We start from the raw sequence: 16,370 nt of genomic DNA, 5'->3' as shown, positions 1-16,370 counted from the left end.
GTGCTGCACGCGCCGAAGCCGGGCGCGAACGTGCGCTACGAGTCGATCAACAACATGCCCTTCCAGTTCGGTGTGCGTATCTGACGGATCGTTCGGTGACGGGTGGGGGAGGCTCCCACACCCGTCCGAACGGGGGAATTCCGTCACATCCCGCAGAGGCGCCCCACCCGCGAGAGCGCCTCGCCCCGGGGCCGCACAGGGCGGCCCCTCCCGCGAGAGCGCCGGGTCAGAGAAGCTCGCGCAGCTTCTCCGCGAGGAGGTCCCAGCGCCAGCGTTCCTCGACCCAGGCGCGGCCCCGTGCGCCCATGCGGCGGCGCAGGTCCGGGTCCCGCAGGAGGGTCACGATGCGGTCGGCGCAGTCGGCGGGCTCGCCGCCGCGGACGACCCAGCCCGTCTCGCCGTCGAGCACGGCGTCCGGCGCACCGCCGGAGTCGCCCGCGACGACCGGGAGGCCGGTCGCGGAGGCCTCCAGGTAGACGATGCCGAGGCCCTCGACGTCGAGCCCGCCCCGCCGCGTCCGGCACGGCATCGCGAACACGTCGCCGGCGCCGTAGTGCGCGGGCAGCTCCGACCAGGGCACCGCCCCGGTGAAGCGCACCGAGTCCGCCACGCCCGTCCGGGCCGCGAGGGCGTGCAGGTCCTTCTCGTACGGGCCGCCCCCCACGACGAGCAGGACGGCGTCCGGCACCTCCGCCAGGATCGCGGGCATCGCCTCGATCAGCGTGTCCTGGCCCTTGCGCGGCACCAGACGTGACACGCACACGACCACGGGGCGGTCGCTGAGCCCGAGGCGCGCCCGGACCCGGTCGCCGCCCGATCCGGGGTGGAAGGTCTTCTCGTCGACGCCCGGCGGCAGCTGCACCATGCGGGCCGCGGCCTCGGGGGTCAGCGCGCGGGCGATCCTGGAGCGGGTGTACTCGCCCAGATAGGTGATGGTGTCCGTGCCCTCGCCGATCCTGCGCAGCAGCTGCCGGGAGGCGGGCAGCTGGGCCCAGCCGGCCTCGTGGCCGTGGGTCGTGGCGACGATGCGGCGGGCGCCCGCGCCGCGCAGGGCGGGCGCCATCAGCCCGAGCGGCGCGGCCGCCCCGAACCACACCGACTCGCAGCCGTGCTCGCGCAGCAGGCCCACGGCCCGCCGGGTGACCCTCGGGGTCGGGAGCAGCATCGTGGTGCGGTCGCGCACGACGGTGAACGGCTGCTCGGCGTCGAAGGCCGCCGTCGCCTCCTCGCCCTCGCGCCCGCGCTTCCAGGTGGAGGCGTAGACGACGAGCCGGCCGGGGTCGAGCCGCAGCGCCATGTTGTGCAGGAAGGCCTGGATGCCGCCCGGCCTGGGCGGGAAGTCGTTCGTCACGATCAGCGTCTTGTGCATCGCCGCCGACAGTACCGAATGCGCCTTACCGGGCCCGCGGGGCCCCGCCCGGCATGATGGGCAGCCTCGGCGGCGGAGACGGAGGGCACCAGATGGCGAAGGCGCCCCGGCGCACGGCCCTCCCCCTGGCGGTGTGGGCGCTGACCCGGACGGCACTGCTGCTGTTCGTCCTGGGCGCGCTCACCTTCCCGGGCCCGGACGTCACCACGGACGTGTCGGTGATCTACCGGGGCTGGTACGAGGTGCTGCGCACCGGCTCCTTCCCGCTGGACGACGTCACCTGGCAGTACCCGCCGGCCGCGGCGCTCGCGATCCTCTCCCCCGGGCTGCTGCCGTGGCTGCCCTACGACACGGCCTTCTTCGTCCTGGTGCTCCTGTGCGACCTGCTGGTCCTGCTGATGCTGCGGGCGGCCCAGCGGCCGGGGGCCGCGCCCCGGGCGGTGTGGACGTGGGTGGCCGGGGTGCCGCTGCTGGGGCCGACGGTCTACGCCCGGTACGACCTGATGGTCACGGCGGTCGCCGTGGCCGCCCTGCTCGCGGGCGCCCGGCGGCCCCGGGTGCTGGGGGCGCTGGCGGCCTTCGGGGCGCTGCTGAAGGTGTGGCCGGTGCTGCTGCTGGTGGGGGTGGAGCGCGGCCGGGCGGCCCGCCGGGCGTGGGGGACGGCGGCGGTGACGGCGGCGGCCCTGACGCTCGCCTTCGCCGCGTCGATGCCGGGCGCGACGGCGTTCCTCGGCTTCCAGCGCGACCGGGGCACGGAGGTCGAGTCGCTGGGGGCGCTGGTGTTCCATGTGGCCCGGCATCTCGGGTGGCGGGGCGAGGTGCTGCTGAACTACGGGTCGGTCGAGTTCATGGGCCCGTACGTGGGGCTCGTGAGCGCCCTCGCGCTCGCGCTCAGCGCGGCCGCGGTCGTCTGGCTGGTGGTGTGGCGGCTGCGGGCGCGCACCTGGGGGCCCGCCACGCCGGCGGACGCGGCGTTCACCGCGGTGCTGCTGTTCACGGTCACCAGCCGGGTGATCAGCCCGCAGTACCTGGTGTGGCTGGTGGGGCTGGCCGCCGTGTGCCTGGTGCGGCCGGAGACCCGGATGGGGCGTCCGGCGGCCCTGGTGCTCGCGGCCACCGCCGTGACCGTGCTGGAGTTCCCGGTCTGGTTCGGCCATGTGGTGGCGAGCGACGCGCTCGGGATCGGGCTGCTCGTGGCGCGCAACGGATTGCTGGTGGCCGCGGCCGTGGCCGCCGGGCGGCGGCTGTGGCAGGGGCCGGCGGCGGCGCCGGGCGGGGTCAGCCCAGCCGCTCGCGCAGATGGTCGCGCCACTGCGCGGTGAAGTCCTCGACCGTGACGCCCAGCTCACGGGCCAGGGCGTGCTCGACGGCGCCGTCGCGGTGCTCCGCCTCGCCGACCGTCCGGTAGAAGGCGGTGAGGCGCTCCTCGCCCCAGCGCTCGGCGATCAGCTCGCAGGCCAGCCAGCCGCCCTCGTAGGCCCGTGCCAGCGCGCCGGCGTCCCCGCCGAAGGAGAACGCCTCGTCCTCGGGCAGCGAGGCCGGCACGTCGCCGCCCCGGACCGCGTCGCGCAGCTCGGGTGCGCTCTCCTCGGCGGTGCGGCCGCTGTCCCGGTAGGCGACCCAGTCGGCGAAGCCCTCGGAGAGCCACATGGGTGTGGCGGCGGAGGTGTGGGCCCGGGTCGCGACGTGGACGGTCTCGTGGGTGAGCACGACGTCCTGGCCGAAGGCGCCGAGGAGTCCGTACGCCTCGGGGTTGACGACCACCCGGTCGGCGGGCGCGTCCGGGCCGCCGCCGCTCTCGCCCGTGGTCACGGCGGCGATGCCCCGGTAGCCGGCCGCGGGGGCGCCCAGCAGCCTGCCCATGTCCTCCAGGGACGGCGGCACGAGCACGACCACCCGGCCGGCCCACTTCTCGGGCCAGGCGTCCGTGACCGCCGGCACCGCGAGGTCGGCCGCGGCGGCGAGGTCGCGCAGCCGCTTCCCGTCCTGTCCGACGCCGAGCACCAGGCTGTGGCTGCCGCGGACGGCCTCCACGTCGCCCTGCTGCCACAGCTGCTGCGGGGCCCCGCTGCCGGGGCGGTCGGCCGTGATGTACCAGCGGCCGTCGCGCTCGGCCAACTCCACGATGCGGGAGGCGACGACGGGAGCCGCGTCGTAGCCGTCGATGCGGTAGCGCAGCCGGGTGTCGGCGACGGCCCGGCCGTCCTGGTGCCGCACGCCCTCGACGGTGTACTCCCAGGTGCCCACCGGCACGTCGCGGAGGTTGTCGAACTCCGTGCCCTGGGCCTCGCGCAGGGCGGTGGCCGCGGGGTCGACGGCGTCGAGCCACGCGTCCCGGTCGTGGCGGACGACGGCGTCCGCGCGGGCGTCCAGGGTGCGCCGGACGGCCTCGGCGGTCGGGTCCACGGGAGCGGTCCGGGAGGTGCACGCGGGCACCAGCAGCAGCGCGGTGAGGCCGAACCCCGCCGTACGCCGTGCCACCGCGCGCGCTGTGCGCCTCCGACCTGCCACGCTGCCGATCGTACGTAACCCGGCGGCGAGGGGGCGGGCCGAACGGTCGCTCCCGGCCCTCCGGGCACCCGGCGGGGGGCCGCGCGGCCCCGGGGCGGGAACGGCCCGCGGGGGCGGTCAGACGCGGGTGACGGCGTGGATCGGCATCATCCCGACGGGGTCGTAGCGCACCGCGGCACCCGGGTAGGGCGCATGGACGACCTGGCCGTTGCCCATGTACATCCCGACGTGGCTGGCGTCGCCGCGGTAGGTGACGATGTCACCCGGCCGCGCCTCGGAGAGCGGGATGCGGCGGCCCGCGTTCGCCTGGGCCTGGGAGGTGCGCGGCAGGCCCACCCCCGCCTGGGCGTAGGACCACTGCACCAGGCCGGAACAGTCGAATCCCGAGGGCCCGTTGGCACCCCACACGTACGGGCGGCCCACCGCGCCGCGGGCGGCGAGGGCTGCGGCCGAGGCGTACCGGGAGCTCGCCGTGAGGCCGTCCAGGCCGGGCAGGGCTCCGTCGCGGCCGCTGCGCGAGGCGCGGTCGAAGGCGGCCCGTTCGGCGTCCGGCAGGCTGTTCAGCAGACGGCGGGCCTCGGAGAGCTTGCGTTCGACGGCGCGCTTGTGGCGGGCGACCTCGGCGCGGCTGCGTTCCAGCTCGGTGAGGTCGCGGGCGGCCTCGGCGCGCTCCTGGCCGAGGTCGCGCTGCTCGTGCCGGAGTTCGCGCAGGGTGTGGGCCTGGCGGTCGCCGAGGCGGTCGAGGACGGACGCCCGTTCCAGGTAGGTGTCGGGGTCGGAGGAGAGGAGGAGTTCGAGCGCGGGGTCGACACCGCCGGACCGGTACTGGGCGCCGGCGACCGTGCCGAGCGCCTCCCGCATCCGGTTGATGCGCTCCTGGCCGCGGGCGACGCTGTCCTGTGCGTGCGCCACCCGTTCGCGCAGCCGGCCGGCGTCCTCACGGGCCTTGTTGAAGCGTTCGGTGGCCTGCTCCGCCTGCTGGTGGAGCAGGTCGACCCGGGCGCGGGCGGTCTGGGCGGGCTCGCGGGGCTCGGCCCCCGCCGGGGTGGCGCCGAGGCCGACGGCCGCCGTGGCCGCCGCGGCGGCGGAGAGCACGGTGCTCCGGGCACTCGATCGGAGACCGGTCTGTGAGGGTCGGCGGTGGGACACCACGTGCCGCGCTCCCTTCCGCACACGTCGCTGAACGCGAAGGACTGGGGATGTTGCGCGGCAGACAGTAGCCGTGCGATCACGCGGCGGCCAACGACCGCGGCGGGCACGCACAGTGACGCCCCGCCGGAACCACAGGTCACCGGCGGGGCGCGACGTCAGCGGGATGTGACGGAATTCCCCCGTTCGGACGGGTGTGGGAGCCTCCCCCACCCGTCACCGAACGATCCGTCAGATACGCACACCGAACTGGAAGGGCATGTTGTTGATCGACTCGTAGCGCACGTTCGCGCCCGGCTTCGGCGCGTGCAGCACCTGGCCGTTGCCGGCGTAGAAGCCGACGTGGTGCAGGTCGCCGTAGAAGATGACGAGGTCGCCCTGCTGGAGCTGGCTCTGGGAGTAGATGCGGGTGCCGGCGTTCGCCTGCGCCTGGGAGGTGCGCGGGATGGAGACGTTGGCCTGCGCGTAGGCCCAGGAGGTGAGGCCGGAGCAGTCGAAGGAGCTCGGGCCGGAGGCGCCGTACACGTACGGGCTGCCGATCTTCGACTGGGCGGCGGCGAACGCGGCGGCGGCACGCTGCGACGCGGGCACGGAGTTGCCGAGGTCGGCGCGGGAGCTGGCGCGGTTGGCGCGGGTGTCGTCGGCGGCGAGCGCGGCACGCTCGGCGGCGGTGAGGGAGTTGAGCAGCTTCTGCGCGGCGGCGAGCTTGCCCTGGACTTCCTTCTTCTTCTTGCCGAGTTCCTCGCGGGTGTCGGCGAGGTCCTTCAGCTTGCCCTGGGCCTCCTGGCGCTGCTGCGCGAGGGTGCGCTGCTTGGCCTGGATGTCCTGGATGGCGTCGGTCTGCTTGGCCCCGAGCTGGTCGAGGGCGGAGGCCTTGTCCAGGTAGGTGTCCGGGTCACCGGAGAGGAAGAGCTGGAGCGAGGGGTCGATGCCACCCGAGCGGTACTGCGCGCTGGCGACCGAACCGAGGCTGTTGCGCAGGGTGTTGAGCTCGTCCTGACCGCGCGCGACCCGGTCCTGGAGCGCGTCGATCTCCTCGTTGAGCTTCTCCTGCTTCTCCTTGGCCCCGTTGTACTTCTCGGTGGCCTGCTCCGCCTCTTCGTAGAGCTTGTCGACCTTCTCCTTGACCTCGCTCTTGCTCGGCTTCGGGTCGGCCTGGGCGGTCTGGGCGGAGAGCGCGACGGCGGCTGCGGCGGTCGCGGTGAGCACGGTCACGCGGGTGCGGCTCGGCTGCTTGGGACGACGGTGGGACGCCACGAAGGCGAGCTCCTTCTTCCTCGAGCCGCCTACCGGGCTGTGGGGGGTTCGAGACCCCGGCGTCCGCACGTCGGGTCCCTGGGGGAAATAGGGTCGAACTGTACGAACTCGGCGGTTCCTTCGCTGCCACCCCGGGTGGGTGATCAACCGCGCGAAGGTTCGAAGGCCGACCCTAGTGACCTTCTTGTGATCAGTTCAAATCCTCATCGGAAAATTCTCGGCCCGCGCGGGCATTCTTTACTCACATCACACGCGCAGTAGTGGCCACTTGACACACCGTCCCGCACCCTCGACCCCCAATACGGGCATTGGGTACGGACGTTACGAGACGCGCGAAAGCCGCTTGAGGAGCATCGCGGACGCAACCGGACGCGCCCCCGCCTTGGCCACCCCGTCGGCCACCTCGCGGTCGGTCGAGACGACCACCACGGGCCTGCCGGGCGGCTCGGCGCGCACCAGCTGGCGGATCAGCTCGTCGGCCGTGACCCCGGCCTTGGAGAACAGCACCCGCACACCGCGCGGCGGCGCCAGCAGCACCGGAGCCGCCAGCTCGGCGCCGTCGAAGACACAGGTGACCTCGGCACCGGTCTGCGCGGCCAGCACCGACAGACCGCCGAGCAGCCGCAGCCGCTGCTTCTCCAGCGGCATGGTCGGATAGCCGGTCTTGGTGACGTTGTAGCCGTCGACCACCAGATGGGCCTGGGGCAGCGCGAGCAGCTGGTCGAGCAGGGCCGGGTCGGTCTCCGACAGCGCCCTGTTCGCGATGTCCTTGGGCGACATGCGGCCGGGCTCGACGGCGTCGACCGTGTCGGCCGGATGCATCCCGGCGGGCGGCAGCGCCAGTTCGCGGCGCAGGCCCTGCGCGGCGTCCAGCACGGTGTCCAGCAGCAGTCTCAGCCGCATGTCCTCGACGGAGCGGCCCTCGCGCGCCGCACGGCGTCCGGCCTCCACGGCGGCCTCCGCCTCGCCGAGACGGGCCTTCAGCCGTCTGCTCTCGCTCTCGGCCGCCGACACCTGGGCCGCCGCCTGCGCCCGCACCGACTCCATCTCGCCCGTGCTGCGGCGCAGAGCCGCCTCGCCGCGCTTGAGGTCGGCCTGGGCGCTGCGGAGCTTGCGGGCGAGCGACTCGCTCTCCCTGCGGGCGGCCTCCAGCTCGGCGCGCAGGCGGTCGGTCTCCGACTTGATCTGGGTGCGGGCCTCGGCCAGTTCCTCGCGCAGCCGCTCCAGCTCGCGCCGGCCCTCCTCGTCGGCGCGCTCGGCGTCGGCCCGCTGGACCTCCTCGCCCGCGGCGGCGACGAGTTTCACCCATCCTGAGGGTCTGAGCACATAGGCCGCGGCGGCCACGTCCACCGGGTCGGCGGCCGCGGGCGGCGCCCCGGACTCCAGGGCGCGCGCGAGTTCCGGCTGGCCCTTGCCGAGCCGCTCGCCGATCCGCTGGCGGAAGACGGGGTCGCTGTCGAGCGCCGCGGCCATGGCGTTCCCGGCGAACTTGGCGCGCCGGCTCGGGGTGAAACGGGCGTACTGCCGCAGCTGGGGGGGCAGTTCGGTGACGGTCAGACCGCCGAAGGCGTCCGAGACCAGCGCGACGACACGGCGCCTGACGCCTTCGGGCAGGGGTCGGTCGAGCGCCTCGGCGGCGTCACCGGCCGCACCGGCCGGCTCCGCGCCACTCGCGGGCTGCTCCACGATCCGTCACCCCTGCCACCCGTGCGGGGCCGCCCCTCTCAGGAAGCGGCGCCCGGCCTGTCCACCAGTTCGATCTGGTCCACCGCGTTGCACCAGCGGCAGCGGACCGACTCGATGGTCTCACTGACGACGTCACGCTCCTCGACGGTCGGCTCGCCCGCGAGGTCCAGATGGACGTACTCGACGACCTTGGACGACCGCGTGACGTCGAAGCGCGTGAGGTTGCCGCAGAGCGTGCAGCGCCACCTGGTGTCGGCTGTCGGCGAGGGAACCGTCGTCATCGTGCCGTCCTTTTCGTCGTACGGATCCGGGTACCCGCGGTGCGCCGTCGAACTGCGGATGTACTGCCTGCAACCCTACGGCCTCACGGGTACGCGCGGTCACGGCGAGGCACTCTGTACCGTTCGGTCCCGCTACGCCATGCTCTGTCCATGATCAGTCGGTGGGTCTCGGCGGAGGCGGCGCGCGGCGCGCTCCGGTCGGCGGTGAGGGGGCCGGCGGTGACGTACGGGCTGATCGCCCTGTGCTGCGCGGTCTTCGCCGTCAGTCCCGTCTCGGGTCTGAACCCGGCCTACGGCATCGGCGACGAGGTGCTGGCCGCGCAGGCCGGGTACTTCGAGCGCTGGGGAGTGATCCCCGTCGAACTGATGTCCGCCGACCCCCGCGCCCTGCTCACCCCCTTCACCGCGCTGTTCATCCACGGCAGTTGGCTCCATCTGCTCGGCAACATGCTCTTCCTCTACGTCTTCGGCGCGATGACGGAGGAACGGATGGGACGGGTGGGCTTCGCCCTCTTCTATCTGGTCACCGGCTATGTGGCGCTGCTGGCGTTCGCCGTGGCCAACGCGGAGTCCGCCCAGACGCTGGTGGGCGCCTCCGGGGCGATCTCGGCGGTGCTCGGCGCGTTCCTCTTCCTCTTCCCCCGGGCCAGGGTCACCAGCCTCTTCCCCTTCCTCCTCTTCCTGCCGCTGCGCTTCCCCGCCTGGGCGGTACTGGTCTTCTGGTTCGCCCTCCAGTGGGTGGCGGCCCAGAACGCGGGAAGCGGCCCCGGAGTGGCGTACCTGGCGCACCTGGCCGGATTCTCCGCGGGCTTCCTGTGGGCGTGGGCCCGTTTCCGGCGTCCCCCGGCCACCGCTTCCCCCGGCCGGAGCCGGCCGGCCGACGAGTAGGCTGGCCCCGTCTGCAGCACCCCCTCTGCAGCGGCCACCGAGGGAGAAGGACAGCCGTGATCACCGCGATCGTGCTCATCAAGACCAGCGTGGACCGCATCCCCGAGATCGCCGAGTCGATCGCGGCGCTGGACAGCGTCAGCGAGGTCTTCTCCGTCACCGGGACCTACGACCTGATCGCCATGGTCCGGGTGGCCAGGCACGACGACCTGGCGGACGTGATCCCCGGCCGGATCAGCAAGATCCCGGGCGTGGAGGGGACGGACACCCACGTGGCGTTCCGCACGTACTCCCAGCACGATCTGGAGGCGGCGTTCGCCATCGGCCTGGACGCCTAGGCACCCCCCGGCGCCGCCCGCCCCGCCCCGCACATGAAGGAATCCTCATCCCCGCCTCATCCGGCGTTTCCCGGCGCGGCGCAGGATGACGGGCATGGCCTTCACCCACCGCATGGCGACACTCGCCGCAGTCGTCGCCATCCCGCTCGGCATCGCCGCGACCAGCTACGCCCTGACCGACGCGCCGGGGGCCCCGGAGGTGCCGCCCGCGGTCGAGCTGGACGCGACCCCTCGCCCGGCGCCACCGCCCTCGGGGACACCCTCGGGCACGCCGTCGACGGACCCCTCCGGCGTCCCGACGGCCCCCGCGCCCTCCGGGGACGCGGTCGTCCCCGGCCCGGCGGCGACCGACGACGACACCAACGACGGCAACGACGGCAACGACGACGCCGACGACTCCGGTGACGAGAACTGACCGCCGGATATCCGCACGGGTCCGCATCCTGCTCTGGCTCCTGCTGGTCATGACCGTGGCGCTCGCCGCCGTCGCCATGACCACCAGGTCGCTCCTGCTGCGCGACATCGACCACCGGATCAACCAGCTGCTCACCCAAGAGACGCAGGAGTTCGCGAACTTCGTGCCGCAGGGTGTCGACCCGGACACCGGCCGCACCTTCACCGACCCGGACAAGCTCCTGCGGGTCTTCCTCCAGCGCCAGTACTCCGACCCCGACGAGGAACTGCTCGGCCTGACCCGCGCCCCCGGGCAGCGCGTCCATGTGATCCGGCAGTCCCGGGAGATCCGCCCCGACATCGCGCTCCACCCGGACCGGGCCTCGCTCACCGCGATCCTCGACGCGGAGGGCTCCGGCGGGGTGCTCAGCCGCCCCCGGGGCGAGGTGCGCTGGGCGAAGGTGCCGATCCGGACGGCGGTCCCCGGCGGCGAGGCCGCCTTCGTCGTCGCCTTCCACTCCGACCGCGAGCGGGCCCTCGCCGACGAGGCGTTCCGCACCCTGCTCGCCATCTCCGGGGTCGCCCTGATCACCACGACCGGCATCGGCTGGGCGGTGGCGGGCCGCATCCTGGCACCCGTGCGGGTGGTGCGGGCCACCGCGGAGAAACTCACCGAGCAGGACCTGACCCGGCGCATACCCGTGCAGGGCCGCGACGACATCGCCGCCCTCGCCGAGACCTTCAACGCCATGCTGGACCGGCTGGAGCGCGCGTTCGCCGGACAGCGCCAGTTCGTGGACGACGCGGGGCACGAACTGCGCACCCCGATCACCATCGTGCGCGGCCATCTGGAGCTGATGGGCGACGACCCGGCGGAGCAGCGCGAGACGGTCCGGCTGGTCACCGACGAGCTGGACCGGATGAGCCGGATCGTCGAGGACCTGCTGCTGCTGGCGAAGGCCGAGCGGCCGGACTTCGTCCGCCCCGAGCCGGTCCAGCTCGGCGAGCTGACCGCCGACGTCTTCGTCAAGGCCCGTGCCCTCGGCGAGCGCGACTGGGTGCTCGACCGGGTCGCCGACCGGGAGGTCCAGCTCGACCCCCAGCGCATCACCCAGGCGATGGTGCAGCTGGCGCAGAACGCCGTCCAGCACACCGTCCCGGGGGCCCGGATCAGCATCGGCTCCCGCGAGGCCGACGGCCGCGTCGAACTGTACGTCGCGGACACCGGCCCCGGCGTGCAGCCGCAGGACGCCGAGGTGATCTTCGAACGCTTCCGCCGCGGCACGGCCCGCCGCGGCACCCGCACCAGCGGGGCGGGCCTCGGCCTGTCCATCGTCCGCGCCATAGCGGAGGGCCACCGCGGCGGCAGCGTGGAGCTGCGCCCCGCCGAGGGCCCGGCCGGCGGCGCCGTTTTCGTACTCGTCATGGAGGAAGCGCTGTGAACCGCATTCTGATCGCCGAGGACGAGGACCGGATCGCCTCCTTCGTGGAGAAGGGGCTGCGGGCCAACGGCTTCACGACCACCGTCGCCGCCGACGGCGACACCGCGCTCGACTACGCCGTCAGCGGCGGCTTCGACCTGATGCTGCTGGACATCGGCCTGCCCGGCCGGGACGGATTCACCGTGCTGCGGGAGCTGCGCGAGGCCCGGGTCACCCTGCCCGTGGTCGTGCTCACCGCCCGTGACTCGGTACGGGACACGGTCGCCGGACTGGAGGGCGGGGCGGACGACTGGATGACCAAGCCGTTCCGCTTCGAGGAGCTGCTGGCCCGGGTGCGGCTGAGGCTGCGCACCGCGGCCCGCGCACCCGAGGTCACGGTGCTGCGCAGCGGCGACCTGACCCTCGACCTGCGCACCCGCCGGGCGCGGGCGGCGGAGCGCACGGTGGACCTGACGGCCCGTGAGTTCGTGCTGCTGGAGCTGTTCCTGCGGCACCCGGGGCAGGTGCTGTCCCGGGAGCAGATCCTCTCCCACGTCTGGGGCTACGACTTCGACCCGGGCTCCAACATCGTGGACGTGTACGTGCGCGCGCTGCGCAGGAAGCTGGGCGCCGAACGGCTGGAGACCGTGCGGGGCATGGGCTACCGCCTGCCCTGACCCGGGCCGCGGACGGCTCGCGGCGTCCATGAACTTCCCTTCATCGACGGCTCATCGGGGGCTCACCGCCCGGCCGAAGACTGAATGCCGTGAACCTCTCCCTGCGCCAGGCGGCCTGGCTCTGCGCGGCGCTCAGCGTCTGCGCCCTGCTCGCCGTCCCCGGCACCTTCCCGTCGCTGGGCGGTGACGCGCGGCTCACGCTCGCCGTGTTCGCGCTCGCCACCTGCGCCTGGATCGCGGCCCCGGTCGACGACACCTATGTCGCCCTGGGCGCCGGCCTGGCGCTCACCGCGACCGGCGTGATCAGCTCCGACACCCTCTTCGCCACCCTCGGGGACGCCACGATCTGGCTGCTGATCTGTGCGTTCGTCATCGCCGCGGCGGTCACCAGGACCGGCCTCGCCGGGCGGGCGGCCGCCTTCCTGGTGAGCGGGGCGCGCAGCGTGCGGCAGCTGGTGCACCTGACCACGGCCGCGCTGGTGGTGACCGCGTTCGCGGTGCCGGCCACCTCCGGCCGGGCCGCCCTGGCGCTGCCCGTCTTCCTGGCCCTCGCCCGGGCGCTCGCGGAGCGGCGGCGGCTGGTGGTGATGCTGGCACTGCTCTTCCCGACGGTGATCCTGCTCTCCGCGGTGGCCACGCTCATCGGCGCGGGCGCGCATCTCATCACCGTGGGCGTGCTGTTCGAGCAGACCGGGCAGCGGATCGGCTTCGTCGAGTGGCTGGTGCTCGGGCTGCCGCTCGCGGTCGTCGCGTCCCATCTGGCGGCCGAGGCGGTGCTGCTGACGACGACCTCGCGCGCCGACCGCTCCGGGCCCGTCCGGATCACGGGCGCGCAGCTGCAGGAGCACTCCCCCACCCCGGTCACGGGACCGCTCACCACGGCGGAGGCCCGCTGCTCGGTGCTGCTCGGCACCGTGGTCGCCCTGTGGTGCAGCGAGCCGCTGCACGGGGTGCCGCCGGCGCTGGTCGCGCTGATCGGCGCCGTCGTCGCGGCCTCCCCCGCGCTCGGCACCGTCCGGCTGAAGGACGGCCTGCGGACGGTGCCCTGGCCGCTGCTGCTGTTCATGGCGGCGACCACCGCGATGGGCGTGGCGCTGGTCGACTCGGGTGCCGCGGGTCATCTGGTGGGCGGGCTGCCCGGCTCGATGCCGCCGTGGGTCTTCCTGACCGTGGTCGTGCTGGTCAGCACGGCGGCCCATCTGGTGCTCCAGTCCCGCTCGGCACGCTCGTCGGTGCTGGTGCCGCTGGTGGTGGCGGCCGCCGTCGGCTCCGGCGTCAACCCGGTGGCCGCCGCTCTGGCCTCGACGGCCGCGGCGGGCTTCTGCCACACCCTGCCCGCGTCGGCCAAACCGGTCGCCCGGTTTGGCCGACGCGGGCAGGGTGTGGCAGAAGCCCGCCGCCCCGGTCGAGGCCAGAGCGGCGGCCACCGGGTTGACGCCGGAGCCGACGGCGGCCGCCACCACCAGCGGCACCAGCACCGACGAGCGTGCCGAGCGGGACTGGAGCACCAGATGGGCCGCCGTGCTGACCAGCACGACCACGGTCAGGAAGACCCACGGCGGCATCGAGCCGGGCAGCCCGCCCACCAGATGACCCGCGGCACCCGAGTCGACCAGCGCCACGCCCATCGCGGTGGTCGCCGCCATGAACCGCCGCCCCTACCGAGTCGCCGTCGCCCCGAGCGGCTTCAAGGAGTCCCTCTCCGCCCGCCAGGCGGCCCTGTCCATCGCAGAGGGGCTGCGCCGGGTGGTCCCCGACGCCGAGCTCGACCTGATCCCGCTCGTCGACGGCGGCGAGGGCACGGCGGAGGCGCTGGCGGAGGCGGCCGGCGGCCGGCTGGTGCCGTGCACGGCGACCGGGCCGGTCGGGCGGCCGGTGCGCACCCACTTCGCCGTACTCGGCGACGGCACCGCCGTCGTGGAGATGGCTGCCGTCGCCGGGCTCGGCCGGGTGCCGCGCGACCGCCGCGACCCCTGCGCCACCACCACCTTCGGCGTGGGCGAACTGATCGGGGCGGCGCTCGGCACCGGCGCCCGGCGGATACTCGTCGGCTGCGGCGACTCCGGCACCAGCGACGGCGGCGCCGGCGCGCTCCAGGCGCTGGGCGCCCGGCTGCTGGACGCCCAGGGCCGGGAACTGCCCCACGGCGGGGCGGCACTTGCCCGGCTCGCCCGGATCGACGCCTCGGGGCTGGACCCGCGGCTGCGGCCGGCCGAGATCCTGGTGGCCTGCAACCCGTTCAACGTGCTCTGCGGCGAGCGCGGAGTGGCACGGGTCTTCGGGCCGCAGAAGGGGGCGGGCCCCGCCGACGTCGAGCGGCTGTCGGCGGCCCTGGAGCGCTGGGCAGCCGTGCTGACGCGCGACCTCGCGCCCGGCATCGACCCGCGGACCGCCCCGGGCACCGGGGCATCGGGCGGCCTCGGCGCGGGCCTCGCCGCGCTCGGGGCCCGGCTGCTGCCGCGTTTCGACGTGCTGCTGGACCACATCGACCTCGACGCCCGCCTCGCCCGCGCCGATCTGGTCATCACCGCCGAGGGCTCGCTCGACCGGCAGACCGTGCGCGGCAAGGTGCCCGCCGAGGTGGCCCGCCGGGCGAAGGCGCTGGGCGTGCCGGTGCTGGCCCTCGCGGGCACGCTCGGACAGGGGGTCGACGAGGTCACGGCCGCGGGCGTGGACGCCTACGGGTCGATCCTGCCCTCTCCCGTGGGACTGCCCGAAGCGCTGGACCGGGCGGGCGAGTTCCTCGCCGACGCCGCCGAGCGCACCCTGCGGATGGTCCTGGTGGGCACCCGGCTCGCGGCCTGAGACGTCAGCCGCGGTCCGGCACGCAGCGGCCGTCCTCGGTGCGGTACTTCCACTGCGCACCCTCGCGGACCAGTTCGCGCACCGCGGTCACGAAGCGCTCGACGTGCTCGTCGGGGGTGCCGGCGCCGAAGCTCACCCGGATCGCGTTCAGCGACCGCTCCCCGGGGGCGGCGTCCGGCGCGCCGCACTCGCCGACGTCCTGCGGGTCGCTGCCCAGCAGCGTGCGCACCAGCGGGTGGGCGCAGAAGAGCCCGTCGCGGACGCCGATCCCGTACTCGGCGGACAGCGCCGCGGCGAAGTGGGAGCTGTTCCAGCCGTCGACGACGAAGGAGATGACACCGACCCGGGGCGCGTCGTCGCCGAAGAGGGAGAGCACCCGCACCTCGGGGACCTCGGCGAGACCCTCGCGCACCCTGGCGATCAGGTGCCGCTCGCGGGCGACCAGGGACTCGAACCCGGCCTCGGTGAGCGCCTTGCAGGCGGAGGCGATCGCGTAGACGCCGATCACGTTGGGGGATCCGGCCTCGTGGCGGGCGGCCGTGGTGTGCCACTCGACGTCGACGCCGCCGTCCGCGCGCCGGGCCACCGTGCGCGAGGCGCCGCCGCCGGCGAGGTAGGGCTCGGCCTCCTGGAGCCAGTCGGCCCGGCCGGCGAGCACCCCGGATCCGAACGGCGCGTACAGCTTGTGTCCGGAGAAGGCGACCCAGTCGACGTCCAGCTCCCGCACGGACACCGGGTGGTGGGGCGCCAGCTGGGCGGCGTCGAGCACGATCCGGGCGCCGTGGGCGTGGGCGGCGGCGGCCAGTTCCCGCACCGGCCACAGCTCGCCGGTCACGTTGGAGGCGCCGGTGACGCACACCAGGGCGGGGCCGTGCGGGTCCCGGTCGGCGAGCGCCCGCTCCAGGGTGCGCACCGCGTCGGCCGGCGTGCGGGGGGCGTCGAGGTAGGTGACGTCGGCGTCGCTCCAGGGCAGCAGCGAGGCGTGGTGCTCGGTCTCGAAGACGAAGACCCGGCATCCGGCGGGCAGCGCGGCGGCGAGCAGGTTCAGGGAGTCGGTGGTGGAGCGGGTGAAGACGACCTGGTCGGCGTCGCGGCAGCCGAGGAACTCGTGCACCGTGCGGCGGCTGTTCTCGAACAGGTCGGTGGACAGCTGCGAGAGGTATCCTGCGCCGCGGTGGACGCTGCCGTAGTAGGGGGCGTAGGCGGCGACGTCGTCCCACACGCGCTGGAGGGCGGGGGCGCTGGCGGCGTAGTCGAGTGCGGCGTAGGTGACCTCGCCGCCGGTCACCAGCGGCACGGTGACGTCGCGGCCGAGGACCGGGAGCGGAGCGTCGCAGCAGGGTTCGGCGTCGGACGCGGTGGCGGTGGCGGTCCCGGCCGGGGCGACGGGGGCGGGGACGAGGGCGGCGGCGGGGACGACGGCGTCRGGGCGCACGGACATGGCGGTAACTCCCGGCAGTGAAGGGCGAAGTGACTTCTGCTCACCCGCGACGGACGTGCGGGTGTGATGCCTCGGCACACGGAGAATCGGTGCGGAGGGTGGAGAAGGGGCGGAAACGCCCTATCGCATTCGCTTGCTCACGGGACAGCTCCTC

General features: G+C 74.4%; 14 protein-coding genes and 2 pseudogenes. 8 read left to right on the top strand and 8 right to left on the bottom strand.

The annotated features are described in order from the left end of the window. Window positions 1-226: 226 nt before the first annotated feature. Window positions 227-1,369, bottom strand: coding sequence for a glycosyltransferase family 4 protein (locus EAO77_RS23275; RefSeq protein WP_147990245.1), 1,143 nt, complete (start codon window positions 1,367-1,369; stop codon window positions 227-229). 92 nt (window positions 1,370-1,461) lie between these two features. On the opposite strand from EAO77_RS23275, the gene EAO77_RS23270 reads away from it, so the two are divergent. After that, a complete protein-coding gene (locus EAO77_RS23270) occupies window positions 1,462-2,691 on the top strand; it encodes a glycosyltransferase 87 family protein (RefSeq protein WP_147990244.1) in 1,230 nt (409 codons plus the stop codon). On the opposite strand, the gene EAO77_RS23265 is transcribed toward EAO77_RS23270, so the two are convergent. The 5 genes from EAO77_RS23265 to EAO77_RS23245 form a co-directional block, all read right to left on the bottom strand. Beyond that, window positions 2,648-3,880 carry a hypothetical protein gene (locus tag EAO77_RS23265; RefSeq protein WP_410088673.1) on the bottom strand — a complete coding sequence of 411 codons (1,233 nt, stop codon included), beginning with the start codon at window positions 3,878-3,880 and terminating at the stop codon, window positions 2,648-2,650. The two genes, EAO77_RS23270 and EAO77_RS23265, sit on opposite strands and share 44 nt — an antisense overlap. Before the next feature lie 117 nt (window positions 3,881-3,997). Beyond that, entirely contained in the window at window positions 3,998-5,032 is a 1,035-nt protein-coding gene (locus EAO77_RS23260; RefSeq protein WP_147990243.1) for an NlpC/P60 family protein, read from the bottom strand. Window positions 5,033-5,260: 228 nt separating this feature from the next. Beyond that, window positions 5,261-6,286: a C40 family peptidase gene (locus EAO77_RS23255; RefSeq protein ID WP_147990242.1), complete on the bottom strand. Its 1,026-nt coding sequence runs from the start codon at window positions 6,284-6,286 to the stop codon at window positions 5,261-5,263. A 321-nt stretch (window positions 6,287-6,607) separates the two neighbouring features. Then, entirely contained in the window at window positions 6,608-7,972 is a 1,365-nt protein-coding gene (locus EAO77_RS23250; protein ID WP_147990241.1) for an NYN domain-containing protein, read from the bottom strand. Window positions 7,973-8,010: 38 nt separating this feature from the next. Further along, window positions 8,011-8,253, bottom strand: a complete 243-nt coding sequence (locus EAO77_RS23245) for a hypothetical protein (RefSeq protein ID WP_147990240.1) — start codon at window positions 8,251-8,253, stop codon at window positions 8,011-8,013. A 150-nt stretch (window positions 8,254-8,403) separates the two neighbouring features. On the opposite strand from EAO77_RS23245, the gene EAO77_RS23240 reads away from it, so the two are divergent. The 6 genes and pseudogenes from EAO77_RS23240 to EAO77_RS23215 all read left to right on the top strand — a co-directional run. Beyond that, window positions 8,404-9,141: a rhomboid family intramembrane serine protease gene (locus tag EAO77_RS23240; RefSeq protein ID WP_147990239.1), complete on the top strand. Its 738-nt coding sequence runs from the start codon at window positions 8,404-8,406 to the stop codon at window positions 9,139-9,141. Between the two features lie 56 nt (window positions 9,142-9,197). Further along, window positions 9,198-9,479 (top strand): Lrp/AsnC family transcriptional regulator, encoded by a 282-nt coding sequence (locus tag EAO77_RS23235; RefSeq protein ID WP_065488891.1) that lies wholly within the window; start codon window positions 9,198-9,200, stop codon window positions 9,477-9,479. A gap of 94 nt (window positions 9,480-9,573) precedes the next feature. Beyond that, window positions 9,574-9,894 carry a small hydrophilic protein gene (locus EAO77_RS23230; RefSeq protein WP_147990238.1) on the top strand — a complete coding sequence of 107 codons (321 nt, stop codon included), beginning with the start codon at window positions 9,574-9,576 and terminating at the stop codon, window positions 9,892-9,894. Between the two features lie 49 nt (window positions 9,895-9,943). Next, a complete protein-coding gene (locus EAO77_RS23225) occupies window positions 9,944-11,314 on the top strand; it encodes a sensor histidine kinase (RefSeq protein ID WP_147990978.1) in 1,371 nt (456 codons plus the stop codon). After that, window positions 11,311-11,970 (top strand): response regulator transcription factor, encoded by a 660-nt coding sequence (locus EAO77_RS23220; RefSeq protein ID WP_147990237.1) that lies wholly within the window; start codon window positions 11,311-11,313, stop codon window positions 11,968-11,970. Before EAO77_RS23225 ends, EAO77_RS23220 begins: the two co-directional genes overlap by 4 nt. Before the next feature lie 89 nt (window positions 11,971-12,059). Then, window positions 12,060-13,334 (top strand): annotated as a pseudogene (locus tag EAO77_RS23215) (SLC13 family permease); the annotation flags it as partial. Here EAO77_RS23215 and EAO77_RS40300 read toward each other — a convergent pair. Then, window positions 13,329-13,619 (bottom strand): annotated as a pseudogene (locus EAO77_RS40300) (SLC13 family permease); the annotation flags it as partial. The pseudogenes EAO77_RS23215 and EAO77_RS40300 overlap by 6 nt on opposite strands. Between EAO77_RS40300 and EAO77_RS23205 the strand changes: the two are divergent. Then, window positions 13,615-14,775 carry a glycerate kinase gene (locus EAO77_RS23205; RefSeq protein WP_147990236.1) on the top strand — a complete coding sequence of 387 codons (1,161 nt, stop codon included), beginning with the start codon at window positions 13,615-13,617 and terminating at the stop codon, window positions 14,773-14,775. The pseudogene EAO77_RS40300 and the gene EAO77_RS23205 sit on opposite strands and share 5 nt — an antisense overlap. A 4-nt stretch (window positions 14,776-14,779) precedes the next feature. Here the strand turns inward: EAO77_RS23205 and EAO77_RS23200 are convergent, their stop codons facing one another. Beyond that, the gene (locus EAO77_RS23200) at window positions 14,780-16,216 is read right to left on the bottom strand and encodes an aminotransferase class V-fold PLP-dependent enzyme (protein WP_147990235.1); all 1,437 of its coding nucleotides are present in this window, start codon (window positions 16,214-16,216) and stop codon (window positions 14,780-14,782) included. Window positions 16,217-16,370 lie beyond the last annotated feature (154 nt).

The sequence above is a fragment of the Streptomyces sp. T39 genome (genome assembly GCF_008042045.1).
In the GTDB taxonomy this organism is placed as follows: Bacteria; Actinomycetota; Actinomycetes; order Streptomycetales; family Streptomycetaceae; genus Streptomyces.
The sequence above is the reverse complement of the archived record's forward strand: the minus strand, read 5'-3'. Positions and strand labels throughout refer to the sequence as shown.